This is a genomic window from Bifidobacterium sp. UTCIF-1, assembly GCF_006408915.1.
GTDB lineage: Bacteria > Actinomycetota > Actinomycetes > Actinomycetales > Bifidobacteriaceae > Bifidobacterium > Bifidobacterium reuteri.
In genome coordinates, this window is record NZ_JFAG01000013.1 from 53,670 (window position 1) to 78,888 (window position 25,219).

The following is a 25,219-nucleotide window of genomic DNA, read 5'->3' on the forward strand; positions in this document are numbered from 1 at the left end:
ACCTTGTCCAATCATCGACCGACCGTGCTGCTGGACGATGACCGTCGGCAGACCGATATCGATACCGTGCTGACACCGTGTGAGGCCGGCGCGCAGGCAGCGATCACCTACCTCCACGGTATCGGGCGGCGTCGGATCGGCATCATCGGCGCCAATCCGGCGGTGAACGAGGTGTCACTCGAAGACAGTCGCATCACCAAAGGACGCCGTATCACCGGCTGCCGAATAGCATTCGAGGAGCTGGGCATGACGTGGAATCCCGCGCGCGTCATTCCGACTCCATGGAATAACGTGGACGCCCGGCAGGCCGTGCACACCTATGAATCGACGATCCGCGACTGCGACGCCCTGTTCTGCATGACCGACACGGTGGCGTTCGGCGTGATTCGCGGGCTCAAGGATATCGGACTCGATGTGCCGCGCGATATCGCCATCATCGGATTCGACGGCATCGCAATGGGGGCGTCCATGGTGCCGTCGCTGACCACGGTGGCCGTCGACATCGAAGACATCGCCCGGCGGTCCGTGGATCTGCTGATCAGGCGGATCGATGACGAACCCAATCTCCCCCATCAGCGCGTCACCGCGACATTCCACATCGAACGCCGCGAATCCGCCTGATATACGAAGAATGGCTCCCCGGTGAGGGAGAGCCATTCACATATTGTGCGTATTTTGCACTATTCGCGTACTCATTGGCGTAGGTGCTTACTTGCGCACGCACCTACCCACGTACCGCGTACCCGAAGCGTCAGTGACGCTGGCGGTTGAGCAGGAGGATGCCTCCGGCCAGGATCAGCACCACAGCCACAGCGGCCACGATGGTGACGCTGGAGCCGGAATCAGTCAGCTTGCCACCCTGATCGGCGGCGGGCTTCTTGTTCGGATTGGCGGTGTTGTCCTTGTCGCCACCGGGTTGCTGGCCGGGCTGCTGCTCGCCACCCTTGGCCTTCACCGTCACCGTGAACGTAGTGGTGATGGTCTTGTCGGCCTTGAGCGTGAGCGTCACCGTCAGGGTGCCCGCGTTGGAGAACGGCTTGGACAGATCCACCGGTTGATCGGAACCGTCGAAGAAGGCGGCCGTCGCATACTCGCTGTCGTCCAAATCGCGCGTGTTGCCGTTGGAGAGCTGGGCGCTCACCTTCAGGCCCTCGGCGGAGAACGTCTCACCGACCGCATATTCGGTCTTGTTGGGGTTCTGGGCCACGCCGATGCCGGTGATGGTCACGTCCGGCTCAGGCGTCTGCTTGGGGGCGACCGTCAGATCGAACGTGGCCTTGATCTCGGGATTCTCCACCGCGGCGACCGTCACGGTCAGGTCTCCGGCCGGGAGCGGCTGAGTGAGATCGACTGCGTTGCCATCCTTGTCTGCCGCAGACAGCGTATACTCGCTGGGCAGCAGTTCGTCGGTGTAGTCGCCGGTCCACGCACCTTCCACCTTGAGACCGGAAGCGGCTGCGGAGAACAGGTCGCCCTCCGTGTACTTGGTCTCCGGGTTGACGGTGGCGGTCAGTGACTCCAGTGTGGGCAGCGGGTCGGCGGCCTGGAAGATCTTCACTTCGGCCACCTTCACGTACGGATAGTCGCTGCCGTTGTCCACCGGGGTGACGATCAGGCTGATGGCCTTGGTGGCGGGCAGTCCGCTCAGGTCGAGGACGGTAGGCTCGGCGGGCTTGCTGGCGTCAGGCTTGCCGATCAGATCGGTATCCACCCATTTGCCATCCTCTCCAAGGTACTGCACCTGGAACTGGGCCGGTGCGGCCTCGGCCTTGGTCTGGTCAACATAGAACTCCAGATTGCCGAGCTTGTACGCCTGATCAAAGGTCCAGTTGATCCACGCCGGATTGGCCGGAGCGTTCTCGGACTTGTCCTTCCAGTTCGACCAATTGGTGCCCAGATTGCCGTCGGACGCATCCGAAGCCTTGGAGGTGCCCCACTTGGTCTGCACGTCGGACGCAGTGGCGGACGAACGGAACTTGTATGCCAGGTTGGTCACGTTCTGCACACGCACACGGAAGCGGGTGATCTTGCTGCCATCCACGTTGAGCTTGACCGTCACCGGCACGACACCGGCCTTGGAGGAGTCGAAGCCAAGCAGGGTGTACTCGGACGGATCAAGCACACGGGTGGTGCCATCAGACAGGGTGGCGGTCACTTCCAGCCCAGCGGCGTCCAGGGACTCGCCGGTCTGGTAATCGGTCTTGGCCGGCTGCTTGGTCACGGCAATGGATGCGATGTCCGTCACCGGGGCGGCCGTTTCGACCAGCGTCACGTTGTCCACATAGGCAGCGGAGGCATCATCCAGATCAGGCTGTGCGATGTTGACCCACAGGGCGCTGTCTGCCGGCACATCCCACGGCACAGTGAACGTACCGCGCACGTACACCTTGTCGCCGCCATCAGCGGTTTCGGCGTCCACCGACTTGTTCAGCAACACGGTGCCATACTGGCTGAAGTTGCCGCCTGCACCGGAACCTTCCTTGCGGGAACGGACGGTGGCGGTCACCGTGGATGAAGTCTGGTCGTTGCTGGCGCCGGTGGTGACCCAGAATCCAAGTTCATAGGTCTTGCCGGGCTGTGCAGGGATGTTGCGCTGATCGATCTGCGTGAACGAGACGCCATCGCTCTTGCCGAGCTTGGCGGCTCGTTCGCCGGAAACCACCGCGTTCTGCTGGTTGAGGTCGGAGCGGTAGCGCTTGATCTTGGCGTCGTTGTAGTTGTCGCGGTTCTTCGAATGGTCGCGGTTGGCCGGCGCCCACGGCGAGATGCCGTTCTTCGGCTGGCTGGCCTTGCCGTGGTTGATGCTTTCGAACGAACCGTCCCACAGCTGGTCGTATACGGTCGAGACGCTGATGCCGGTGACCGCACCGGACTTGCCGGTGTTGGTCAGGGTCAGCTTGGACACGTCGGACGAGGTGCGCACGTGCAGCACCTGCTCGCCTTCGCCGGTGGTCTGCTGGGTGTATCCGCGATCGTTGGCCAGTCCGGCTTCGAGCACGGCGTCACCGGCAGTGGTGGCCTTGATCTCCAAGGTGGCGTTGCCGGGCGCGTCGATGGTCACGGACTTGCCTGCGGACAGGTCACCCACGGCACCGGTTTCGGTGGTATCGGCACCTTGGAAGGCACCCACGGCCGGGGCGGACCAACCGGACACCACGTGCTGGGTGCCATAGGTCTGCTTGGCGTGATCGAAGCCATGCGGGAAGTCGAGGGTCTTGAGCGCATTGTCACCAGTCAGATACTTGTTGCTGATGGCGAACGGGAAGTTGTCGCTGGCCATCGCACGGCCCTTGCCGGCTGCGTAATCGGTGGCCTTGGCGGAGTAGAGCGAGCTCAGATCGCCCTTGGCTACGGCCTCGAGGTCCAGTCCGGTGGCGGCGACATAGTCAGCCAGGGAGACGTACTGGTTGCCGTTCTCGCCGACCTTGGCCCATTTGGTCTGATCGCCGCCGACGTACAGGTTGCTGCCATAGTTGATCTGGAAGCCGTCGTCATTGATCTTGCTGTTCTGGTCGGTCAACGTAGTACCGTCCTGCGCGATAATCACGTTGTTGTTGTACGTCACGCCGGCGTTCTGCGCATTGTTGGAGAACGTGACCTTCTCACCCTTGGGCAGGATGGTCGTGTTGTTGTAATAGTTCATGTCGGTGATGCCGTCGAGCGTCACCGTGCGATAGGTGTCGGTGGAGTCGTCCCGTGGCGTGGCGGCGACGCCGTCGTTGACGGACAGGTTGTAGCGGAAGGTGCCGCCGAGCGCCGTGCCGATCTCGTCCGGATTGTTGTACCAGTCGGTGCAGGCGCACACGAGGGCCGCGCCGCCGGCGTTGTCATGGCTGTAGTTGTACTGGAATACGGTGTTGCGCGTGCCGTAGTCGAAGTCCCATGTGGTGCCGTCGTTGTTGCCGGGCAGCTTCTTGGTGTTGGTCACCTCGTTGAACTGGAACAGCGTGTTGTCGGAGTTCCAGTTCCAGATGCCGGCGTTGGAGCCCTGGCCGTTGACGCTTGCCGCGTTCTCCAGATAGTTCTTCTCCACCACTGCGCCATCGGACATCTGCACGACGATGCCGTCGCCGCCGATGTCCTTCAACGTGTTGGATGCGATGTACAGGTTCCTGTTCGGGGTCCACGGGTACTTGTCGCGGGTGGAGCCGCTCACGCCGCACTCCCAGGCCACATCCTCGCGGCAGCGGAAGTCGGAGGACATGTTGATTCCGGATCGGTTCACGTTGGTGATGGTGTTGCCCACGATCTGCACGTCGTTGAACCAGGAGCGGGTGGCACGGGAGGTATCGGATTTGACGCTGCCCTTCTTTTTGTCAGCGCCATCGACCGGGATGGAGCGGCCGTAGTTCTCGAGCTGGATTGCCGCGGATCCGCCAAGGTCCTTCTGCTTTTCGCCGTAAATGTCGTGGATGGAATTGTTGCGGATGATGATGCCGTTCAGCTCGCCGGCGTTGTCGTTTTCGGCGGTGATGCCACGGCGCATGTATTTGTAATAGTTCGCTTCGGTGTCGGTATTGGAGATGTCGAGGTTCTCCACGGTGATGTATTCGCTGTTGCGCAGCAGGACCACATCGGCCACGCCGGCACCGTCGAGCTTCGGTGCGGGGGCTGTGGCGTCGCCGTAATCGCCGATGACGATCGGGGCTTCGGCGGTGCCGCGCGTGTTCACGATGCGCAGGGCGGCTTTGATGGTGGTGCCATCTACCGTCTGATCCTCACCGGTGCAGGTGGTGCCGCGTTTGAACAGCAGTCGGTCGCCGGCCTTGAGGGTGACGTTGTTGGCTGCGGCGAATGAGTTGAACGGCTTGTCCTGCGTGCCGTCGCCATTGGGGGCCGCCTGGCAGTCGACGTAATATGAGGTGCCGGTGGCTGGGGTGTCTTGTGTCGTCTCGTCCGCATAGGCTGCGACGGTCGGCACCAGTGCCATTCCGGACAACAGCGTCGCGCCGGCGACTGTGCCCGCGAATAGGCGCCTTAGGGTGGATTGGGTCATTGAAGAAACCTCCTTGCTTCTTCTTCATTGATGTTTGCGCAATCAAACGAATGCGCACGCCATTTCTGGCTCCTCAATAGCGCCCGCGTCCTTCCTCGCAGTTAGGCGCACCGAGTTGGTTGTAAGTATAGCCACAATGCGTGACCGGTTACAAATTATGGCAAATATGCACGCGCGGGATGTTATCCATAACATTCCCATGGTTCCCGGCTTGATTATTCCCGTCAATACGATAATTCAGCAGCCATTATCCGTTGCTCACAGCGCCACAGCGGTCAAGATACCGACACCGCATCCAAACCACTGATAGGTATCCAAGCCATCACGGGCATACAAAAAGCGGCCCCGAAAGGCCGCTTTTCCGATAATCGATTATCACCCGATCTATTGTCACTTGAACAGGTGCTCGCCGAGGCTGCGCCGGCGCTTCACCAGACTCAATCTACACGCCGGACCGGCAGGAACTCAGTCGTCGCCGAGCGTCAGGTGGACGCCGCCGACCAAGGTGCTGACCACGTTATACAGCAGGGAAATAATCGTGGTGAGCAGGGTGGCAATCACAACCTCGATGATGGAGAAGATGGTCACGCCGGAGATCACGGTGGTCAGGGACAACACGTTCTTCAAGTCGAATCCCTCGGTGTTGAGACCGGTGCTGGAAACGATCTGGGTGATCTGTCCGAAAACGCCGACGGCGTCAAGCATGACCCATACCAGCGCGGCGGCGACGATCTGGATGATGGCGCCGGCGATGGAAAGCATGAACGTCACCTTGGCCACGGACCAGGCGTCCACGCGGGTCAGGGACAGGCTCATGCGGCGTGCGCGCGGCGTGCGGCGCACGTTCGGACGCGAGGTGGTGGGAGTGCTGCCGTTCGGCAGAGCGGATTCCTCGGGATCGCTGGACACGGAACGTGCCACGCGGGGGGCACCCTGCGCAGGGCTGATCAACGGCTCAGCAGGTTCGACTGTGGGTGGGGCCACGGGCTGCATGACCGGCTCGTTTCCTTCGAGATTCTCGCTCATCGTTTCTCCTTACAGGCTATCGGTAGCCTCTGCTGTTAGCGAGGCTACCAGCTTTTCCGGACGCCGCTCACTCGGCGTCCGCGTTGTTCACATTCTCCTCGGATTGCGCGGATTCGGCAGCCTCAGCAGGCGCTTCAGCAGACTTAGTAGACTCGGCAGACTCAACGGCAGGTGCCTCAGCGGGTGCGGCGGCAGCCCCAGCGGCAGATTCGCCCTCATCCTCCTCGTCGTCCTTCTCCTCGTTGCGAGCGATGGACAGGATCTCGTCGCCCTTGTCCGGCTTGGCGAAGGTGACGCCCTGCGTGGTGCGGCCGGTGCGGTTCACCTCGTCCACATTGGAGCGGATCACCTTGCCGGACTTCATGATGGCCATGACCTGATCGTCCTCGGACACCACAAGCGCGCCCACCAGCGAGCCGCGGCCCTCCACGAGCTGCACAGCCTTCACGCCGAGGCCGTTGCGGCCCTGCAGGCGGTATTCCGAAATGGCGGTGCGCTTGGCGAAGCCCTCGTTGGTGACCACGAAGAGGTCCTTGTCGGAATCCTCCGGCACCACGTCCATGGCGAGCAGGCTGTCGCCTTCGCGGAACTTCATGCCCTGCACGCCGGCGGTCTGGCGGCCCATCGGGCGCAGCTGCTCGTCGTCGGCCTGGAACTTCAGGCTCATGCCAAGGCGCGAGACCAGGATGATGTCGTCCTCGGCGTTGCACAGTGCGGCGCCGATCAGCTCGTCCGCGTTCTCGCCGTTCTCGTCGGTCATCAGGCGCACGGCGATCAGACCGCCCTGACGAGCGGAATCGTATTCGGCCAGCGGCGTCTTCTTGACCTTGCCGGAGCGGGTGGCGAGCACCAGGTACTTCGCCACGTCGTAGTTCGGGATGGACAGCACGGCCTGAATCTGCTCGTCAGGCGCGAACTGCAGCAGGTTGGCCACGTGCTGGCCCTTGGAGTCGCGCGAACCTTCCGGCAGTTCATAGGCCTTGAGCCGGTAGACGCGGCCCTTGTTGGTGAAGAACAGCAGCCAGTTGTGCGTGGAGGTCAGGAAGAAGTGATCCACCACGTCGTCCTCACGCAGCTTGGTGCCCTTGATGCCCTTGCCGCCGCGGTGCTGGGCGCGGTATTCGTCGGCCTTGGTGCGCTTGATGAAGCCGGAGTGGGTGACGGTGACCACCACGTTCTCTTCGGCGATCAGGTCCTCGACGTTCATCTCGCCGGAGAACGGCAGGATCTTGGTGCGGCGCTCGTCGCCGTACTTGGCCACGATCTCGTCGAGTTCGTCGCCGATGATCTTGCGCTGGCGCTCGGGCTTGGCGAGGATGTCGATGTAGTCGGCGATCTTGCGCTGCAGTTCCTCGTGCTCGGCGACGATCTTGTCGCGGTTCATGCGAGTGAGCGTGCGCAGCTGCATGGCCAGGATGGCGTCCGCCTGCACCTGGTCGATGTCGAGCAGCTGCATCAAACCGGTGCGCGCGGCATCGGTGTCTTCGGAGGCGCGGATGAGGGCGATGACCTCGTCCAGCATGTCAAGCGCCTTGAGGTAGCCCTGCAGGATGTGGTCGCGCTCCTCAGCCTCGCGCTTGAGGTACGCGGTGCGTCGGGCGATGACGTCGAGCTGGTGGCCGACCCAGTGGCGGATGAAGGCGTCCAGACTCAGCGTGCGAGGCACGCCGTCCACAAGAGCCAGCATGTTCGCGCCGAACGTCTGCTGCAGCTGGGAGTGCTTGTACAGGTTGTTGAGCACGACCTTCGGCACGGCGTCGCGCTTGAGGACCAGCACGAGGCGCTGGCCGGTGCGGCCGGAGGTCTCGTCGCGCATGTCGGCGATGCCCTGGATCTTGCCGTCGCGCACGGCTTCGCGGATGGAGACGACCAGACGGTCCGGGTTCACCTGATACGGCAGCTCGGTGACCACCAGGCACATGCGGCCGTTGATCTCCTCGGTGTTGACCACCGCGCGCATGGTGATCAGGCCGCGGCCGGTGCGGTAGGCCTGTTCGATGCCCTTGTGGCCGAGGATGGTGGCGCCGGTGGGGAAGTCCGGTCCCTTGATGATGCGGATCAGGTTGTCGAGCAGCTCCTCGCGACTCGCGTCCGGGTGTTCGAGCGCCCAATGCACGCCTTCGGCGACCTCGCGCATGTTGTGCGGCGGGATGTTGGTGGCCATGCCGACGGCGATGCCGGCGGAACCATTGACCAGCAGGTTCGGGAAGCGCGCCGGCAGTACTGTCGGCTCCTGGGTCTTGCCGTCGTAGTTGGGCACGAAGTCGACGGTGTCCTTGTCGATGTCGCGCACCATTTCCATGGCCAGCGGGGCCATACGGCATTCGGTGTAACGCATGGCCGCGGCCGGATCGTCGCCGGGGGAGCCGAAGTTGCCCTGACCGTCGACCAGCAGATAGCGCATCGACCAGGACTGGGCCATGCGCACGAGGGTGTCGTAGATGGCGGCGTCGCCGTGCGGGTGGTACTTACCCATCACGTCGCCGACCACGCGGGAGCACTTGTTGTAACCGCGGTCGGGGCGGTATCCGCCGTCGTACATCGCGTAGACCACGCGGCGGTGCACGGGCTTCATGCCGTCGCGCACATCCGGCAACGCGCGTTCCACGATCACGGACAGCGCGTACGCCAGATAGGATTCGCGCATCTCCTGCTGCAGATCCTTGCGCTGGATGCGTTCGCCGGTCATCAGGCCGTAGTCGGTGTTGTCCGCCTCCTGCGGGCTCAACGGCTCCATCGAGCCGTCCGGCATGAACTGATCGTCGGTGCCGTCGCCGTCCGTCGGCATATTGTTGTTTTCGTCTGCCACTCTATCGTTCCTTTAGTTGTCTAAGTCTTAAGCCGCTCGTAGCCCCCTCTGACGAGGGCGGTTGGAGGATTCGGTCACGCGTCGATCCAGCGGACGTTCTTGGCGTTGCGCTGGATGAACAGGCGGCGGGGCTCCACTTCGTCGCCCATCAGCATCGAGAAGGTCTCGTCGGCCGCAGCTGCATCCTCGATGTGCACCTGCTTCAGGATGCGGTGCTCGGGATCCATGGTGGTCTCCCACAGCTCCTGGTAGCTCATCTCGCCCAGACCCTTGTACCGCTGGATGCCTTCGCCCTTGGGCAGCTGGCGGCCCTTCGCCTTGCCCTCGGCGAGCACACGGTCGCGTTCGGCGTCGGTGTACACGAAGTCGTGCGGGCCCTTGGTCCACTTGAGCCGGTACAGCGGCGGCATGGCCACGTAGACGTATCCGGCGGTAATCATCGGGCGCATGTAGCGGAAGAACAGCGTCAGGTTCAGGGTGGCGATGTGCGCGCCGTCCACATCGGCATCGGCCATGATGATGACCTTGTGGTAGCGGACCTTGGAGATGTCGAAGTCCTCGCCGTAGCCGCCGCCCACTGCGGTGATCAGCGATTCGATGGTGTCGGACTTCATCATGCGGTCCAGGCTGGCGCGCTCGGTGTTGAGGATCTTGCCTCGCAGCGGCAGGATGGCCTGGGTGATGGGGTTGCGGCCCTGGATGGCGGAGCCGCCTGCGGAATCACCCTCCACGATGAACAGCTCGCACTCTTCGGGGTTCGAGGACTGGCAGTCCTTGAGCTTGTCCGGCATGCCCGCGGATTCGAAAATCGACTTGCGGCGGGTGTTCTCGCGCGCCTTCTTGGCTGCCAGACGCGCGCGCGAGGCCTCGATGGCCTTCTGGATGATGTTCTTGGCCTCGGCGGGATGGGAGTCGAACCAGTCGCCGAGCTTATCGGTCATCACGCGCTGGACGAAGGTCTTGGCTTCGGAGTTGCCGAGCTTGGTCTTGGTCTGGCCTTCGAACTGCGGGTTGGTGAGCTTCACGGAGATCACGGCGGTCAGGCCTTCGCGCACGTCGTCGCCGGACAGGTTCTCGTCCTTGTCCTTCAGGATGCCCTTGTCGCGCGCGTACCGGTTGACCAGCGAGGTCAGCGCCGCACGGAAGCCTTCCTCGTGCGTGCCGCCTTCGGTGGTGGAGATGGTGTTGGCGAAGGTGTGCACCGATTCGGAGTAGGCGGTGGTCCACTGCATGGCCAGTTCGGCGGAGATGCCGAGCTTCAGGTCCTCGGCCTCGAAGCTGATGACCTCGTCCTCGACCGGGTTGACCTTGCGCACCTTGACCAGATAGTCGACGTAGTCCTTGATGCCGTTGGCATACTGGTAGGTGACGGTCTGATGGGTCTCGCCGGCGTCCGGCGCATCGTCGCCGGCCACCTCGTCGCCGGCCTGATCGGGTTCGCGCAGGTCGGTGAGGCTGATTTTCAGGCCCTTGTTGAGGAAGGCCATCTGCTGGAAGCGGGAGCGCAGGGTCTCGAAGTCGTAGACCGTGGTCTCGAAGATCTTCGGGTCGGCCCAGAAGGTCACGGATGTGCCGGTGGATTCGCCCTCGGCCATCGGCTCGCCCTGCTTCAGACGTGCGGTGGGGTGCTGGTCGAGGTAGGTCTGGGTCCAGTGGAAGCCCTGACGGCGCACTTCGATGTCCACTCGGGTGGACAGCGCGTTCACCACGGAGATACCGACGCCGTGCAGGCCGCCGGAGACCGCGTAACCGCCGCCGCCGAACTTGCCGCCGGCGTGCAGCTTGGTCATCACGGTTTCCACGCCGGAGACGCCTTCGCCGGGCACCTCGTCCACCGGGATGCCTCGACCGTCGTCCACCACGCGGATGCCGTTGTCCGGCAGGATGGTGACTTCGATGTGGCTGGCGTATCCGGCCAATGCTTCGTCGACCGAGTTGTCGACGATCTCGTAGACCAGATGGTGCAGGCCGCGCGGGCCGGTGGAGCCGATGTACATACCCGGGCGGATACGCACGGCTTCCAGTCCTTCGAGCACTCTCAGATCAGAGGCCTCGTAATGTTCGGGGGCCATGGATTCGTCAAGTTCTCCCTCGGTGAGTTCCGCAGTGTTGATATGCTCCGCAGCCGCCTTCAGCTGCTCCTCTTTGCTGGTTTCGTCTGCCAACAGGCTTCCTTCCGTAACTACCGGTCAACCTCGCAAATATCGTCTATTGCTGAAGCGATATGCTGTAAGACGCCCATAAAGGGCTCTTCTAGCCGTTTGACCATACTTCATGAGATTTTACTCGTTTAGCACGACGAGCGCCATAGCGAGCCTTCTGCGGGTTCGAGGTCCAAGCCCACCCTTGCCGAATCCACCATCCACGCGCTTACTTCCGCCGCGCCCATTTGCGCGAATAGCCGACGGCCGGACCGGTGACGCGGATCTCGTTGATGGTCAGTCCTTTGAGATTGCCCCGGATCGTTTCGGTCAGCTGGGGGATGAGATAGGTCAGCTGCGTGGCCCAGATGGTCGATTCCGCGCGTATCGTCAGCACGCCATTCGTGAAGTCGGCCACCGCCGTATGCTTGGCGACGCCTTCGCCCACCACCTGGTCCCAATGGGTGCGCAGTTGCGCCAGTTTCAGGTTCATGCTCCAGACGCCATCACCCGCGATGGTGGACATCACGTCGCCGAGCTCGATTGGGTCGCGTCCGGGTTTGCCGAAGTTCTCGACGGCTTCCTCACGCCGCCGGCGCCGGTCCTTGAGCAACGCGCCACGATGCGAGATCTGCTCGAATACCTCGGCGGCGAGCTTGGTCTGGTCAAGGTGCAGGGCGAAAGCCACCGGCGGCGTCATCGTGGCCCCGATTCACCGGTATCAGCGGCGTGAGATGCGGCGTCGGCGGCCGGAGCCGCTGACGCCGCGGTATCGCTCAGCAGCGAGGCATCGTCCGCAAGCGCAGTATCCCCCGACCGCGCTGCAATCGACTGCTGCAGCGACTCTTGAAGCGACTGGGCGAAGGCGTCATACTGCGCTTTCAGCGCGGCGACATCGATCACATGCGCGCGCCCCTCGCGCGTGGCCGCCTCCGGAGCATCGCCTTCCGCGGCCACGGTGATCAGCGTCTGATCCTGCCGGGCGGCGAAATCAAGGATCTGCGCGCGCCGGCTGTCGTCCAACTGCGCGAACACATCATCGAGAATCACGATTGGCCGGGTTCCGAGCCTGTCCTGAATGACCTGGAACAACGCCATTTTCAGCGCCAAAGCAATGGTCCACATCTCGCCGTTGGATGCGAATTCCTTGGCGGGCATGTCGAACAGTTCGAGGCTCAGGTCGTCGCGCTGCGGACCGATGAGGTTCACCCCGCGAGCCACTTCGCCGGGGTAGATGCGTTGGAAATGCTCGCTGATCGCCTGATGAGGCTCATCGAAGATCAGTACTTCGTCGAACGATGGCAGATACCCTAGGCTCACCTGTTCGGTGTCGCCGGCGAGATCGCGATAGATCCGCGCGAACGGTTCGGCGAGCAGCGCTATCAAATGCCGACGCATGCGGGTGATCGCGATGCCGGCTTCGATGAACTGTCCGGTCCAGATCTCCAGACCGCTGAGCACGGCGTCCACCGGCTGTCCGGCGTTCTGGTTCGCGCCCAGCTGCTTGAGCAGGGTGGCGCGCTGCTTGCCGATGCGCGTGAACTGTTGCAATGCCGCCAGATATCCGGGTTCAAGCAGCGCGCCGGCCTGATTGAGGAAGGTCCTGCGCGCGGCCGGGTCGCCGGAGATCAGCCGCTGGTCCTCCGGCGTGAACGATACCGAGGGAATCTGTCCGATGATGTCGCGCAGGTACATCGACGAGCCGGAATTCACGCGGGCCCGATTCGCCCCGCGCGCATGGATGGAGGCCTCGTATGTGGTGACGTGTTCGGTGACAGTCGACTGGTCCTGACCGTCGACGCCGTGCTCGCCGGCAACGTCGACCACGTTTGCGCGGATGGTGGCGGTCGTCTGTCCGCGCTCGATGAGCGGCAGGGTGCTGGAGGTGCGATGGCTGGATCCGGTGGACAGCACCTCCACGGCCTCGACGATATTGGTCTTCCCCAGGCCGTTGTTGCCGATGATCAGGTTCACGCCCGGTACGAAATCGACCACTACCTGGCTCCAGGAGCGGTAGTGGTCGAGTGCAAGTCGCGAAATGTACATCGGATGATGGTCGATTCCTAGGGGTTTATCTCGTAATTGTCTGAGTGGTGTTGGCCCCCTCTGACGAGGGGGCTGTCAGCGAAGCTGACTGGGGGAGAGACAAGAGACGCAGTGCTCAATTACTAGTGAGACGGACCACTAGGGGTTACCGGATCGCGGTCCTATGGGTTCAGCTGTTGAAGCGCATCGGCACGAGCAGGTACCGGTAGTCCATCGATTCGTCGGAATCGGCTTCCTGCTGGCCGTTGAACTCCACCGGCTTGACCGGGGTGGTCATTTTGATGCGCACGAACGGTTCGGCGATGGCGGACAGGCCTTCCTTGAGGTAGGAGGGGTTGAACGCCACGGTGATGTCGTCGCCGTCCATATCGATGTCGAGCGTTTCGTTGGCCTGGGCCTCATCCGCGGAGCCGGCGGACAGCGCCACTTCCTGGCCGGAGAAGACCATGCGGATCGGGGCGTTGCGTTCGGCTACCAGAGCCACGCGGGTGATGGCATCGAGCAGATCCTGCTTGTTCACCACGGCCTGAATCGGGTATTCGTCGGCGAACAGGCGGTCGACTGCCGGGAATTCACCATCGATGAGCTGGGAGGTGGACACGCGGCCGGCGTTTTCGAAGCCCAGCAGAGTCGGATTGTCGGCGTCGAAGTCAAGGCGGATGTTCTGGTGCTCGTCCAGCGAACGGGCCACATCCTTGAGCAGCGAACCGCGGACCAGCGTGGTCGTGTCCACATCCGGGTTCACCGGGCTCCAGGTGAAGGTGGCGCGGGCCAGACGGAAACGGTCGGTGGAGGTCAGCACGACCTTGTCGCCACGGAACTGCATGCGCACACCGGTGAGCACCGGGCGGTTCTCCTCGCGGGAGACCGCGACCGACGCCTGGTTGACGGCCTGCACGAAGGTCGGTGCGTCTACCTGGCCGAGGGCTGCGGGCACGACGGGCAGGTCAGGGTACTCGGTATCGGGCATGAGTTGCAGCGTGAACGTCGACTTGCCTGCGCTGATGGTCAGTGTCGAGTCGGTGGTGGACATGTAAGTCTTCTCGGAGCGCAGCGACTTGGTGATATCCGCCAACAGCTTGCCGAGGACCAGTACGGAACCGGGTTCGTCGACGCCGGCTTCGATGTGGTGACGTGCCGAGATTTCGTAGTTGAAGGCCGAGAACTGGAGTGTGCCGTCGACGGCTTCCAGCCGGACGCCAGCCAGAATCGGGTTCGAGGGTCGAGCGTCGATGACGCGAGACGTCCAGGCTGCGGCGTCGGCCAAGGCTGCGGTATCGATTTCGACTTTCATATGGGTTTCCCTTCGTCTGATTTCGCTGAAGAACATTCTAGCCGGTGAACGGCTAAGTCGATGTGGAGCAGTGCTCGCCGATTACTGTGCTGATGATGCCCTTCTAAGTACTGAGTAAGTAATCGCCATAATAAGCGCGGTGGATAGTGTGGATAAGTGCTCGCAGGGCTTCTGCCGCAACGGTTGATAACTATGTGCACAATGTGGATAACTTCTGCATAGCATGTGGATAAATCGCCAAGTTATCCACACCGGAAATGCCGGTTTTTGGTTATCCACATCGAGGTGGCACTTGTGCACGACTTATCCACCGCTATTTTGGGGGTAATCCACGAGTTATCCGCAGAGTTTACCCACATTTGTGAATAACTATGTGGATAACTTCGCCGCGTTTTTCGCGTGCGCACGGCGTGTTGGGCCCTTCGGCGTCGAGCAGAATCGATCCTGGAGACCGTTTTCGAGGGTTTTCGGAACCGGGTTGCGCGAAGTGCCGAAAACGTTCGCTGAAACGCATTCTCCCGGATAGCGTGATGTTCGTCCCCTGTGGCCGTAGGGAAGGCACCAGTGCCATGCGAACGGATGCTTGTGAGTTATCGGCATACAAGGCATTGGAGCGGCCGCCCAGCGCGTTTGTAGTTCGTTGCTTTTGCCAGCTCCCCTTGTCAGGACAGCACCGTAAAGCAAACAGCAGAGTTGTTTGTAGGTGTTGTGCGAGCCGACAGGCGAGCTGGCAAACCGCGCGCGAAGCGCGTCCCTGATTGCAGGACGAGCTGGCCCGCGAAGCGGGACTGAGGGGTAGTCGATTAGTCAACGAACCTTCGCAGGCCACAAGCCCGTCTTGCGAGGGCTTGTACTCAACTCGCAGAATCGATTCTGAAGACGAAAAACGGCACTTTTCGAGACCTCAGTCCCCAAAAGTGCCGTTTTTGGTCGCTCAGACGGATTCTCCCGGATTGGTTCCGGGTGCCTTACTTGTCGCTGTTCTGCTTCAGGCGCACGGTGAGTTCCGTGACGTAGGTGTAGATCTCCTGTTTCTGCTGCATTTCGTCGCTCACACGCGTGTAGGCGTGCATCACTGTGGTGTGATCGCGGCCGCCGAACACCTCGCCGATATCGAGAAGGCTCATACTGGTCATTTCGCGGGCCAGATACATGGCGATCTGGCGTGCAAGGGCCACGTTCTTGGTTCGCGAGCGTCCGACAAGGTCGTCGAAGGTCAGGTGGAAGTACTTGGCGACCTGGCCGATGATGTCGGTGGGCTTGATCTCCACGTCGGTGGTGAAGAAGTCCTGAAGCGTCTGCTCGGCCAGGGCGCGGGTGACCGGCTGGTTGCTCAGCGATGCGACGGCGGTGACACGGGTCAACGCGCCTTCGAGCTCGCGGATGTTCTCGGTGAATCGTTCGGCGATGAGGTCGAGCACGTCACTGGGGATCTTCGAGCCGTTGATCGAGGCGATCATGCGCAAAATGGCGATTCGGGTCTCAAGATCCGGCGGCTTGACGTCGACGGTCAGACCGGATTCGAAACGGGAGATCAGGCGCGCCTCGAATCCCTTGAGATTCTTCGGCGCCACATCAGAGGCGATGACGATACGCTTATTCGCCTGATGCAACGCGTTGAACGTATGGAAGAACTGGTCGAGGGTCGCTTCCTTGCCGCCGAGGAACTGGATGTCGTCGATGAGCAGCACGTCGACCTCGCGGTAGCGACGGTTGAATGCGGCGATTTGGCCCTGGCTCTGGTTCGGGTTCTGCAGCGCGTCGATGAATTCGTTGGTGAATTCCTCGGACGTGACGTACCGGACCTTGAGACTGGGGTCCTTGACCAGGGCGTAGTTGCCGATGGCGTTGAGCAGGTGGGTCTTGCCCAGACCAGACCCGCCATAGATACACAACGGGTTGAAATCCTGTCCGGAGCCTTCGGCCACCGCCAATGCCACGGTACGTGCGAACCGGTTGGAATCGCCGGGCACGAACGAATCGAACGTGAAGTTCTTATTGAGATGCGTCTCCGGGTCGCGGTTCATCTTCTGACCGCCTACCGGATAACGGGGCTCATTCACCGGCGCGGGAACGAATTGCGGCTCGGGTTGGGGTGCAACCTCAGGCTGCTTGGCGCCATACGGGGTCTGGCCGAACTGTTTGACCGTCGGGGAGGCATCCCTGCGATGGGGAGCCTTCGGCTTGGGCGCAGGCTTGGGTTTCGGCGTCATCTTAGGCGCGACTTTGAATGCCGGGAACATGGTGGTCCCGGTTACGTTCTGCAACGCCTGCAGCAACTGCTCGTTGAGATTGCCCTGAATGGCCTGCAACGTGTCATTGGAATCCACGCATAACACAATGGTCGGGCCGAACACGCCCTCGGGAATCACTCCCTCGAGCCATCCTTTTTCACGGGGAGTCAGCGACGAGCTGTGTTTGAGTATGGTGAGAGTGTCCGACCAGATGCGGGCAGCTTCGACCGCGGGGTCGGCAGATGAACCAGCCATACAGACCCCTTCTTCTTGCTCGTGCGTACATGGATACAATAGGACATGTTTACTACTATCCGCGGAAGTTATCCACCGCGTTGCGTGTTGGAAATGCTCGATTGTGAATAACATAGATGTAATTTGTGGATAACTATTCTGGCGGAATGGTTGATATTACGCCATTATCGAGCCCACGGCGTGTTGTGATGGTTGTGTCGAAATGTGAAAACTCATCCGCTGTTTTGACTTGTGGGCAGGGTTGAGAGTAGGTTGGTATAGCTTGACTCACGTGAGGGCAGCGCGAAGCGTTGCCAAATAGACCTAGGAGCATTGATTATGAAGAGGACGTTCCAGCCGAACAACCGTCGTCGCCACATGAAGCACGGCTTCCGTCTGCGCATGCGCACCCGTTCCGGCCGCGCGGTGATCAACCGCCGTCGCGCCAAGGGCCGCAAGTCCCTGTCCGCCTGATCCCATCGATCATTACCACAGCGGCATAGTCGAGGTGGAGCGGCTGAAAAGCCATCGTGATTTTGTGTCCGTGCTGAAGCGCAGGCGCAAAGTCGGTGGCCGAGATATCGTCGTGCACTATTTGGTGCCCGATGAGCAGCATGACGACCAGGCGAATCATCGTCGCCTGGGTTTGGCCGTCTCTAAATCCGTCGGCAAAGCGGTTACCCGTAATACGGTGAAGCGTAGGTTCCGAGTCCTGGCCAGGATGCACGAGCACCAACTCCCGGAACAGTGCGATATCGTATTGCGCGCCAAGCCAAGCGCGGCAACTGCCTCGTTCGCTTCTTTGGATCAGCAGATCGCAAAGTGCTTTGCTGCCGTGGCATATAAGGCGAAGTGACATGTCTACTTCCATCAAGGCGGTGATGATTCGCGGTGTGCGTTGGTACCAACGTCACATTTCAGCGAATACGCCGCCTTGTTGCAAGTATTATCCGTCATGCTCGAATTACACCATTGAGGCAATCGAACGGTATGGGGCTTTCAAAGGGGGAGTGCTCGCTGTGCTGCGATTGCTTCGCTGCAGGCCGTGGAGTCGCGGGGGAATAGACGACGTGCCGCAGCGTTACTCGATTTTTTACAGATTTTCGTGGTCGAAGGCTCATGAGGAGCCTCGACTGACACCATTGGCCACAACCCAAGGAGAGGCCCAACGATGATCAACCAAAACCAATTCTTCCTCGATAGCGGGTTCTGGGGGTTCTTCTACAAGATTCTGACCCCTGTCGAGTGGCTGCAGACCTGGATTCTCAAAATCGTTCATGATTTCTTCGTGCTGCTTGGCATGAACGAGGTCGGTGTCTCCTGGGTGCTCGCGGTCATCGCTCTGGTGCTGGTCGTTCAGGCATGCATCTTCCCGCTGTTCTATAAGCAGATCAAGTCGATGCGCAAGATGCAGGCGTTGGCTCCTAAGATGCAGCGCATCCAGAACAAGTACAAGGGCAAGACCGATCAGGCTTCCAAGGAAGCCATGAGTCGCGAAATGATGAAGCTCTACCAGGACAACGATGCCAATCCGGCCGGGTCCTGCCTGCCGTTGCTCATCCAGAGCCCGGTGTTCATGTCCATGTTCTATACGCTTTCGGCCATTCCGTACATCGCCAGTGGCGTGAAAAAGGAGTCGCTGGGCGCGTTTGATCAGGCCACCGCCCAGCAATTCACGCAGACCGATGTGTTCGGCATCGTCAGCGTCACCGACAACTTCAACTCCGCAGACATCGCAGGCAAAGTCGTCATCGGCATCTTCGTGGCGCTGATGTGCTTCTGCCTGTGGTTCACGACCTACTTCAGCATGAAGCGCAACACGCCTACCGCTTCGATGAACAAGCAGGCGGAGAGCATGCAGAAGATGATGCTGTGGCTCTTCCCGGTGATGTACATCTTCTCCGGTGTCACCATGCCCTTCGCCGTGCTGGTCTATTGGTTGACGAACAACGTGTGCAACTTGGTTCGTACGTTCTGGCAGGTCATGTATTTCCCGACTCCGGGTTCCCCGGCTGCCGAGGATAAGGAAAAGCGTGATTATCGCCATGAGAATGAACGTCGCGCCAAGGCCGGTTTGCCTTCCCTCGAAGAAGAGGAACTGCAGAAGGCGAAGGAAGCGGCCGAGCGCCGTGACGCCAAGGGATATCAGCGCGCCCAGCCGCAGCGCAAGCGGAAGCGGAAGTAGTAATTCATCATATGTCGAACGTGCTCCATGTTTCACGTGAAACATGGAGCACGTTCGACACTCTACGGGTATTTACCCTGAACACGTTAGACTTGTAAATCAGTATCTGCTAGAAGGAGTATCGCATGGCACAGGATGACGAGAAGACGATTGATCAGCTCAACGAAGAGGCTGACATCGCCGCTGATTATCTTGAAGGTCTGCTTGATATCGCCGACTATGAAGGCGATATCGAAATGGGTATCCGCAACAATCGTCCGACGGTGCAGATTGTTGCGGATGACGACACCGATATCAAGAACCTGATCGGACGTAACGGGGAAGTGGTTGATGCACTGCAACAGCTGACTCGTCTCGCTGTCCAGCAGAAGACCGGTGAGCGATCCCACTTGATTGTCGATGTTGATGGCTTCCTCAAGCGGAAGCGTCAGAAACTTCGTGATATCGCTCTCGATGCTGTGGATGCAGTAAAGGAATCCGGCGAGGCGGTCGACCTCAAGCCCATGAATTCCTTCGAGCGTAAGGTCGTCCATGATGTCGTGCGCGAAGAGGGTCTGAAATCCCGTTCGCATGGTGAGGAACCGAATCGTTTTGTCACTGTATATCTTCGGAAGTCCGAAGACGATGCTGAGGACGGTACCGAAGATTACGATCAGGACACGGTCATTGCATAGTCATGGTGTCTGAATCAGACCGTGTTTTAGGCTGTGGATTTCTTGCCAAGCCGATGAGTCTGATTGTTGTTTCACGTGAAACAGAGAGAAGGAATGTCGTATGGCAGATGCCCTTAATGGTTCGCCAGTACTTGAACAGGTGCTCGGCGATGCATTGCCTCGACTCGAGCGTTTTCATGACAAGCTCGAACAGGAAGGCGAGCCGCGTGGACTGATTGGCCCTAGGGATGTCGATATTATCTGGGAGCGTCATATCCTCAATTCAGCTGCCATAGTTCCGTACGTCATGCGATCCACTGCTCAGGACAGATTCAAAACGGTGGCCGATGTCGGTAGTGGTGGCGGTTTTCCTGGCTTGGTTGCTGCCGCATGTTTGCCTGATCATCGCTTTACGCTGATTGAACCCATGGAACGTCGTGTCGAATGGTTGAGCGAATGCGTGGAGCTCATGGAGTTGGATAACGTCACAATAGTGCGAAGCCGTTCAGATGAAGTCATTGCTCAGGTTCGGAAGCACACGCTGCATCCTTTTGCAGTAGTCACCTGTCGTGCGGTGGCGCCTATGACCAAGTTATCCGGTTGGACACTGCCCCTGTTGAAACCATCGGGTCAGCTGATCGCTTTGAAGGGTCGTTCCGCTCAGGCTGAACTCGATAAAGCGAAAGATCAGATCAACCGATATGGAGGTCGCAATCCTCGCGTCGTCGAAGCAGAAGTTGGTCCAGGACTGGAATCGACACATGTGGTGATTGTGGATAAACGATAACGCTCTGCTGTACATAAATCGATGCGATGTCCTATCCTATCCAGCGCCAATGTTCGTTGATGTTGTTGTTGGCTCCCCTTGTGAGGACAGCACCGTAAAGCAAACAGCGGAGCTGTTTGCAGGTGCTGTGCGAGCTGACAGGCGAGCTGGCATACCGCGCGCGAAGCGTGTCTGTAATTGCAGAACGAGCTGGCCCGCGAAGCGGACTGAGGGGTAGTGGCTTAATAAACGACCTTACGATGAGGCATACTAGTTGCTTTCATCGAACGAGGACTGGGAGGGGATTATTAAGGATTGGAATCCATTCTGGAGCAGCTGAGTACAGGCAATCAGCAAATATGTGGATACTTAACTTATCCACATTTTGCATCGAACAAAAAGTTATCCACATTTTTCGGCATGAGTTGTGGACAATACCAAAAACGTTGATAAATCAAGGGTTTTGATTGGTGTGATTTGCTATTTTCATGGTATAGCGACTGTGGTTATCCACAGTTATCCACAATAGTTTTGCACATGGTGGATAACTCAAAGACTGTCCATGCGGATAGCAAGACTTGGAACATACATATTGCAAGGAGGATTGATGGCCAAGAAGGATCATCACGAGGAAGCTATCGAAACAGCTTCTGAAACTCTTCATCGTATCTTTGAAGGGCAGGATTCGGGCCTCGGCACGCAGATGGCTGACGAAAGCTCTCGTTATGAGGCCCTTCAGAACGCCACATTCCCCAAGCCGAAGCGTACCCGTCTGATAGCAGTCGCTAATCAGAAGGGGGGAGTGGGCAAGACCACGTCGACAGTCAACCTTGCTGCTGCACTGGCGAAATATGGCGCTCAAGTATTGGTCATCGATATGGATCCCCAGGGCAACGCTTCCACGGCATTGGGCGTACCCCATGCTTCAGGAGATCCCTCGACTTACGATGTTCTTGAAGGACGCAAGCCGATTCAAGATGTGCTGAGCGTCTGCCCTGATTTCCCCAATCTGGATGTGGTACCTGCATCCATCGATTTGAGCGGTGCCGAATTGGAAGTCGCCGATCTGCCGAACCGTAATACTTTGCTGAAGGAAGCGCTAGACCTGTATCTACGCCAGTCGGATAAGCACTATGATTACGTGTTCATCGACTGCCCGCCTAGCCTGGGCCTGCTGGTGATCAATGCGATGTGCGCGGTCACAGAAATGCTGATTCCTATCCAAGCGGAATACTATGCACTTGAAGGTCTCGGACAGTTGATCAATACCATCGGATTGGTTCAGGATCATTTCAATCCCGTACTGCTGGTATCCACCATGCTGGTCACCATGTTCGATCGACGCACGTTGCTGAGTAGGGAAGTGTTCAACGAAGTCAAGGGCCACTATCCCAATATCGTTCTGGACACCACAATTCCACGATCGGTGAAGATTTCCGAAGCGCCAAGTTTCTCACAATCCGTGATTGCCTATGACCCCCGTGGTCTTGGGGCCATCGCCTATAGCGAAGCGGCATTGGAAATCGCTGGACGCTCCCAGCATGTACTTGACGCGATTGATGCGAGGAGGAAGTAATGGCATCGAAATCACGACTGGGCAAAGGTCTCGGCGCTCTATTTCCTGATCTCCCGGGGGAGGACTCTGCCGAGCACACCAAGAAGGATACCGAGAAGAAGGTGAATCCGGAAGAAGCCGCCAAGAAGGTCGCCGAAACCAAGTCGGCTTCCAAGGTGCTAGCATCTGCTGCCACCCCGGCTGCAATCAAGGGCAAGCCGTCAACCAATGTGAAAAAGAACATGGCGAAACGTGCCGCCATGCCAGCGTTGGATGATATCGCCCACCCGAGCGACTTGTTCTTTGGTGCTGATACGCCGCAGCCGCAGCTGAGCGGGGTTGAATCAACCTCGCTGTCCGGAACTGCGAGCAAGCATGTTTCACGTGAAACATCTGCTGCAGCAGCAGTTAGTTCCGCCAAGAACAATGCTGATACGGCAAAGGGCAAGAGCGGCGACGAGGAGAAGCCGGAGCTGAAGCCTGTGGAGGGCGGCTACCTCGCTGAGCTCAAGCTCAGCGAAATCGGTCCGAATGCCCACCAGCCTCGTACCATCTTTGATGAGGACGATCTGAACGAACTGGCCGCTTCTATCAAGGAAGTCGGCATTTTGCAGCCGATTGTGGTGCGCAAGCGTCCGGCCTCTCAGATTGCCGAGGCGAAGCAGCACCATGAGCCGCACGATGGCGATGCCGCTGCCAATCCATTCGCCGGCCATTTGGATAGCCCCTATGAGTTGATTATGGGTGAGCGGCGTTGGCGCGCCTCCCAGCTCGCTGGGCTGGAGACCATTCCGGCAATCGTCAAGACCACAGCGGACGACGATATGCTCCGCGATGCGTTGCTGGAAAACCTGCATCGCGTGGCGCTGAACCCTCTCGAAGAGGCTGCCGCATACCAGCAGATGATCGACGAGTTCGGTCTGACTCAGGCGCAGCTGTCGAAATCGGTGTCGAAGTCCCGTCCGCAGATTGCCAATATGCTCCGATTGCTCAACCTGCCTGCCACCGTGCAGAAGAAGGTTGCGGCCGGCGTATTGTCTTCTGGACATGCGCGAGCATTGCTGGGATTGACTGATCCCGAAGAGATGGACAAGCTGGCGTCGCGCATCATTGCCGAAGGATTGTCGGTGCGCAGCACTGAGGAGATCGTCGCGATGAAGATCGCCTCGGGTGAGCAGCCGAAGAAACCGAAGAAGTCGAAGACCAATCCATGGCTGGGATCGGCTGTCCAGCAGAGTCTGGAGAACCATTTCGACACGAAAGTATCCATCAAGGGCACGCAGCAGCATGGACGCATCGAGATTGTGTTCTCCTCGCCGGAGGACATGGATCGCATCCTCAATCTCCTGGTGCCCGAGCAGTCCAAAGCTGACGGTTCCAAGTGGGTGTGATATTGCGTGTCGTGCAGTGCAGAGCGTTAATCTGAAATAGTCGGCAGAGCGCCGATTGAGCTCGATTCTACCAATCGCACAAGGGGCTGCCTTGTTCACGTTGCGAGGCAGCCCCTTATCTCGCATTCAATTTACTATAGATTCATATACCAATATTTTGTACAACGATTTTTTCACTAGTTCTCACTTGGTTCTCACTTGGTTCCCACTATTTCTCACCAATACAAACCCTGAAGTATTTTTGAGCCCAATGGTGACGGGTGTCGAATGGATTCCACTGCTGGGTTGCCGGTAAAGGCTTCGATGACTTTGCTGTGTGCAGAGCGATCGGATGCAGGGAAGCAGGGGGAAGATGCGCCCTCCGCACCGGAAAATTCGTTCATTACTATTCCTGCGAATGGATGCTTGCTGGTACCGGCATGGTCGTTTGCTGTGATTGGAGTGCCGACTGACACTGATCTGTGAGCGGCGATCATTTGGAGGTTCGAGACTGCTTGTTATTGCGGCGAGGTATCCTATGCATAGCATAGAGAGAAGCGGGTGCGGTGGTGGCCCGATGAAGGCAGATGATGATGGGATTTACGGGCAACGTGTCGGGGCGGCACATCAAGAATCGTGACAACAGCGCGGCACTGGTCAGGAACACATCAGTCGGCGTGGTAGGCCTGATGCTGGTACTGGCCATTGGGGCCGGAACGATGAATATGAACAACGTCACGGCCGAGGCGGAGGATGCCTCCATTCCCATGGTTGTGGATAAGCCGGCGAAGGCCGTCCCGCTTCCTGCGTCCGTAGCCAAGACGAACGCGCCGGCTCCCAATGCCAAGATTATCGCGGAACGTGAGGCACAGGCGAAGGCCGCCGAGGAAGCCAAGAAGCAAGCTGAAGCGGCAAAACTTCAAGAGGAACAGGCAAGGCAACAAGCCGAGCAGGCTAAGTTGCAGGCTGAACAGGCAGCCAACAACGCCGCTTGGATGAATCCGACCGGCTCTCAACCGAATCTTGCCGATTATCCGAATCTCAGCGTCCACGTCAGCCTTGCCGAACAGCAAGTGCACGTGATGAGCAACGGTCAAGACATCTATGTGATGAAGGCCAGCACCGGTGTGGATGATGCCACGCCGCACGGGCGGTATTACATCAATGGTCTGCGGGGTGATTCATTCTACAATCCGAACGAGCAGATGGGTGCGCGCGACTGGGTCGGATTCATCGGCGGCACTTACCTGTTCCACAGTGTGCCGACGGACGCCAACGGCAACTGGATCGTTTCCGAAGCCGAGAAGCTCGGACAGCCTGCGTCCCACGGATGTGTGCGCCTCACTGTAGCCGATGCGGCGTGGTTCCGCCAGCAAATCCCGACTGGCACCCCCATCGACATCGGCTGAGAGGCGGTCGCATCGGCTGACGCCTGATTGCGATGCCTGTATGTGGCTATATGGCGTTCAGTAACTGTTAAGGATCCTTGAATAGCAATACGGGCACAGCGGTTTGTCGGGATCATTGTAAGCGTAGCCTCGAATGCAGCTTTCATGAAAAAGACTATTGCACTCATCGCATAGCACGCCTTCGCCGTATTCAATCGGCTGATTGCAGTACGGGCATTTGCTCAGTCCCTTTGTGCTATATGAATATCGGATCCGTCCATTGGTCGACACAATCACATGTGGGCCGCTTCTACGGAGAGGGCCGCTTCCACCGGAAGAGCTCCCACTGGAAGAGCTCCCACTGGAAGAGCTTCCACTGGAGGAGCTTCCACTAGAGGAGCCATACTTCAGATTCTCTCTGAACTCTTTATACTGCTTGCTCATTAAAGCCGGAATCAGCAGATTAAACACCGCGGCGAGGCTGAACATCAGCATTATCCAAAACGAATGGACAAAGAACCC

General features: G+C 59.3%; 17 protein-coding genes and 1 pseudogene. 10 read left to right on the plus strand and 8 right to left on the minus strand.

Going from position 1 to position 25,219, the window contains the following annotated elements:
* Positions 1-621 (plus strand): LacI family DNA-binding transcriptional regulator (locus BW09_RS10945; RefSeq protein ID WP_181162097.1); only part of this gene is annotated, 621 nt, incomplete at its 5' end.
* Positions 622-751: 130 nt separating this feature from the next.
* Here BW09_RS10945 and BW09_RS07050 read toward each other — a convergent pair.
* The 8 genes and pseudogenes from BW09_RS07050 to dnaA form a co-directional block, all read right to left on the minus strand.
* Complete coding sequence (locus BW09_RS07050) at positions 752-4,996, minus strand: bacterial Ig-like domain-containing protein (RefSeq protein WP_140463782.1); 4,245 nt, start codon at positions 4,994-4,996, stop codon at positions 752-754.
* Positions 4,997-5,461: 465 nt separating this feature from the next.
* A complete protein-coding gene (locus BW09_RS07055) occupies positions 5,462-6,022 on the minus strand; it encodes a DUF3566 domain-containing protein (protein WP_140463784.1) in 561 nt (186 codons plus the stop codon).
* A gap of 67 nt (positions 6,023-6,089) precedes the next feature.
* Complete coding sequence (gene gyrA, locus BW09_RS07060) at positions 6,090-8,831, minus strand: DNA gyrase subunit A (protein WP_375137569.1); 2,742 nt, start codon at positions 8,829-8,831, stop codon at positions 6,090-6,092.
* 74 nt (positions 8,832-8,905) lie between these two features.
* Complete coding sequence (gene gyrB, locus BW09_RS07065; protein ID WP_044089255.1) at positions 8,906-10,996, minus strand: DNA topoisomerase (ATP-hydrolyzing) subunit B; 2,091 nt, start codon at positions 10,994-10,996, stop codon at positions 8,906-8,908.
* A 205-nt stretch (positions 10,997-11,201) separates the two neighbouring features.
* Positions 11,202-11,672, minus strand: a complete 471-nt coding sequence (locus BW09_RS07070) for a DUF721 domain-containing protein (RefSeq protein ID WP_044089256.1) — start codon at positions 11,670-11,672, stop codon at positions 11,202-11,204.
* Between the two features lie 178 nt (positions 11,673-11,850).
* Positions 11,851-13,018: pseudogene (gene recF, locus BW09_RS07075) on the minus strand (DNA replication/repair protein RecF); the annotation flags it as partial.
* Between the two features lie 169 nt (positions 13,019-13,187).
* The gene (dnaN, locus tag BW09_RS07080) at positions 13,188-14,312 is read right to left on the minus strand and encodes a DNA polymerase III subunit beta (protein ID WP_044089257.1); all 1,125 of its coding nucleotides are present in this window, start codon (positions 14,310-14,312) and stop codon (positions 13,188-13,190) included.
* Positions 14,313-15,280: 968 nt separating this feature from the next.
* Positions 15,281-16,801 carry a chromosomal replication initiator protein DnaA gene (gene dnaA, locus BW09_RS07090; RefSeq protein ID WP_140463788.1) on the minus strand — a complete coding sequence of 507 codons (1,521 nt, stop codon included), beginning with the start codon at positions 16,799-16,801 and terminating at the stop codon, positions 15,281-15,283.
* A 318-nt stretch (positions 16,802-17,119) separates the two neighbouring features.
* On the opposite strand from dnaA, the gene rpmH reads away from it, so the two are divergent.
* The 9 genes from rpmH to BW09_RS07135 all read left to right on the plus strand — a co-directional run bounded on the left by rpmH (position 17,120) and on the right by BW09_RS07135 (position 24,718).
* Entirely contained in the window at positions 17,120-17,254 is a 135-nt protein-coding gene (gene rpmH, locus BW09_RS07095; protein WP_007054596.1) for a 50S ribosomal protein L34, read from the plus strand.
* A 34-nt stretch (positions 17,255-17,288) separates the two neighbouring features.
* Positions 17,289-17,636, plus strand: coding sequence for a ribonuclease P protein component (rnpA, locus tag BW09_RS07100; protein ID WP_140463790.1), 348 nt, complete (start codon positions 17,289-17,291; stop codon positions 17,634-17,636).
* 1 nt (position 17,637) lies between these two features.
* Positions 17,638-17,955 (plus strand): membrane protein insertion efficiency factor YidD, encoded by a 318-nt coding sequence (gene yidD, locus BW09_RS07105; RefSeq protein WP_081886645.1) that lies wholly within the window; start codon positions 17,638-17,640, stop codon positions 17,953-17,955.
* Entirely contained in the window at positions 17,952-18,965 is a 1,014-nt protein-coding gene (gene yidC, locus BW09_RS07110) for a membrane protein insertase YidC (protein ID WP_044089261.1), read from the plus strand. Before yidD ends, yidC begins: the two co-directional genes overlap by 4 nt.
* Before the next feature lie 125 nt (positions 18,966-19,090).
* The gene (locus BW09_RS07115; protein ID WP_140463792.1) at positions 19,091-19,639 is read left to right on the plus strand and encodes a R3H domain-containing nucleic acid-binding protein; all 549 of its coding nucleotides are present in this window, start codon (positions 19,091-19,093) and stop codon (positions 19,637-19,639) included.
* 100 nt (positions 19,640-19,739) lie between these two features.
* Positions 19,740-20,405, plus strand: coding sequence for a 16S rRNA (guanine(527)-N(7))-methyltransferase RsmG (rsmG, locus tag BW09_RS07120; RefSeq protein ID WP_140463794.1), 666 nt, complete (start codon positions 19,740-19,742; stop codon positions 20,403-20,405).
* A gap of 586 nt (positions 20,406-20,991) precedes the next feature.
* Positions 20,992-21,960 carry a ParA family protein gene (locus BW09_RS07125; protein WP_044089264.1) on the plus strand — a complete coding sequence of 323 codons (969 nt, stop codon included), beginning with the start codon at positions 20,992-20,994 and terminating at the stop codon, positions 21,958-21,960.
* Positions 21,960-23,330 carry a ParB/RepB/Spo0J family partition protein gene (locus tag BW09_RS07130; protein ID WP_140463798.1) on the plus strand — a complete coding sequence of 457 codons (1,371 nt, stop codon included), beginning with the start codon at positions 21,960-21,962 and terminating at the stop codon, positions 23,328-23,330. The genes BW09_RS07125 and BW09_RS07130 overlap by 1 nt, the downstream gene beginning before the upstream one ends.
* A gap of 566 nt (positions 23,331-23,896) precedes the next feature.
* The gene (locus BW09_RS07135) at positions 23,897-24,718 is read left to right on the plus strand and encodes a L,D-transpeptidase (RefSeq protein WP_258185023.1); all 822 of its coding nucleotides are present in this window, start codon (positions 23,897-23,899) and stop codon (positions 24,716-24,718) included.
* Positions 24,719-25,219: the final 501 nt, after the last annotated feature.

What these genes read in the sequence shown, in the direction of transcription:
- dnaA (WP_140463788.1), bottom strand. Translation starts at nt 16,801, where the DNA reads ATGGCTGGTTCATCTGCCGACCCCGCGGTCGAAGCTGCCCGCATCTGG.
- BW09_RS07115 (WP_140463792.1), top strand. Translation starts at nt 19,091, where the DNA reads ATGGCACAGGATGACGAGAAGACGATTGATCAGCTCAACGAAGAGGCT.
- BW09_RS07050 (WP_140463782.1), bottom strand. Translation starts at nt 4,996, where the DNA reads ATGACCCAATCCACCCTAAGGCGCCTATTCGCGGGCACAGTCGCCGGC.
- rsmG (WP_140463794.1), top strand. Translation starts at nt 19,740, where the DNA reads ATGGCAGATGCCCTTAATGGTTCGCCAGTACTTGAACAGGTGCTCGGC.
- yidD (WP_081886645.1), top strand. Translation starts at nt 17,638, where the DNA reads ATGTCTACTTCCATCAAGGCGGTGATGATTCGCGGTGTGCGTTGGTAC.
- BW09_RS07055 (WP_140463784.1), bottom strand. Translation starts at nt 6,022, where the DNA reads ATGAGCGAGAATCTCGAAGGAAACGAGCCGGTCATGCAGCCCGTGGCC.
- yidC (WP_044089261.1), top strand. Translation starts at nt 17,952, where the DNA reads ATGATCAACCAAAACCAATTCTTCCTCGATAGCGGGTTCTGGGGGTTC.
- BW09_RS07130 (WP_140463798.1), top strand. Translation starts at nt 21,960, where the DNA reads ATGGCATCGAAATCACGACTGGGCAAAGGTCTCGGCGCTCTATTTCCT.
- BW09_RS07070 (WP_044089256.1), bottom strand. Translation starts at nt 11,672, where the DNA reads ATGACGCCGCCGGTGGCTTTCGCCCTGCACCTTGACCAGACCAAGCTC.
- dnaN (WP_044089257.1), bottom strand. Translation starts at nt 14,312, where the DNA reads ATGAAAGTCGAAATCGATACCGCAGCCTTGGCCGACGCCGCAGCCTGG.
- BW09_RS07125 (WP_044089264.1), top strand. Translation starts at nt 20,992, where the DNA reads ATGGCCAAGAAGGATCATCACGAGGAAGCTATCGAAACAGCTTCTGAA.
- rpmH (WP_007054596.1), top strand. Translation starts at nt 17,120, where the DNA reads ATGAAGAGGACGTTCCAGCCGAACAACCGTCGTCGCCACATGAAGCAC.
- BW09_RS07135 (WP_258185023.1), top strand. Translation starts at nt 23,897, where the DNA reads ATGATGATGGGATTTACGGGCAACGTGTCGGGGCGGCACATCAAGAAT.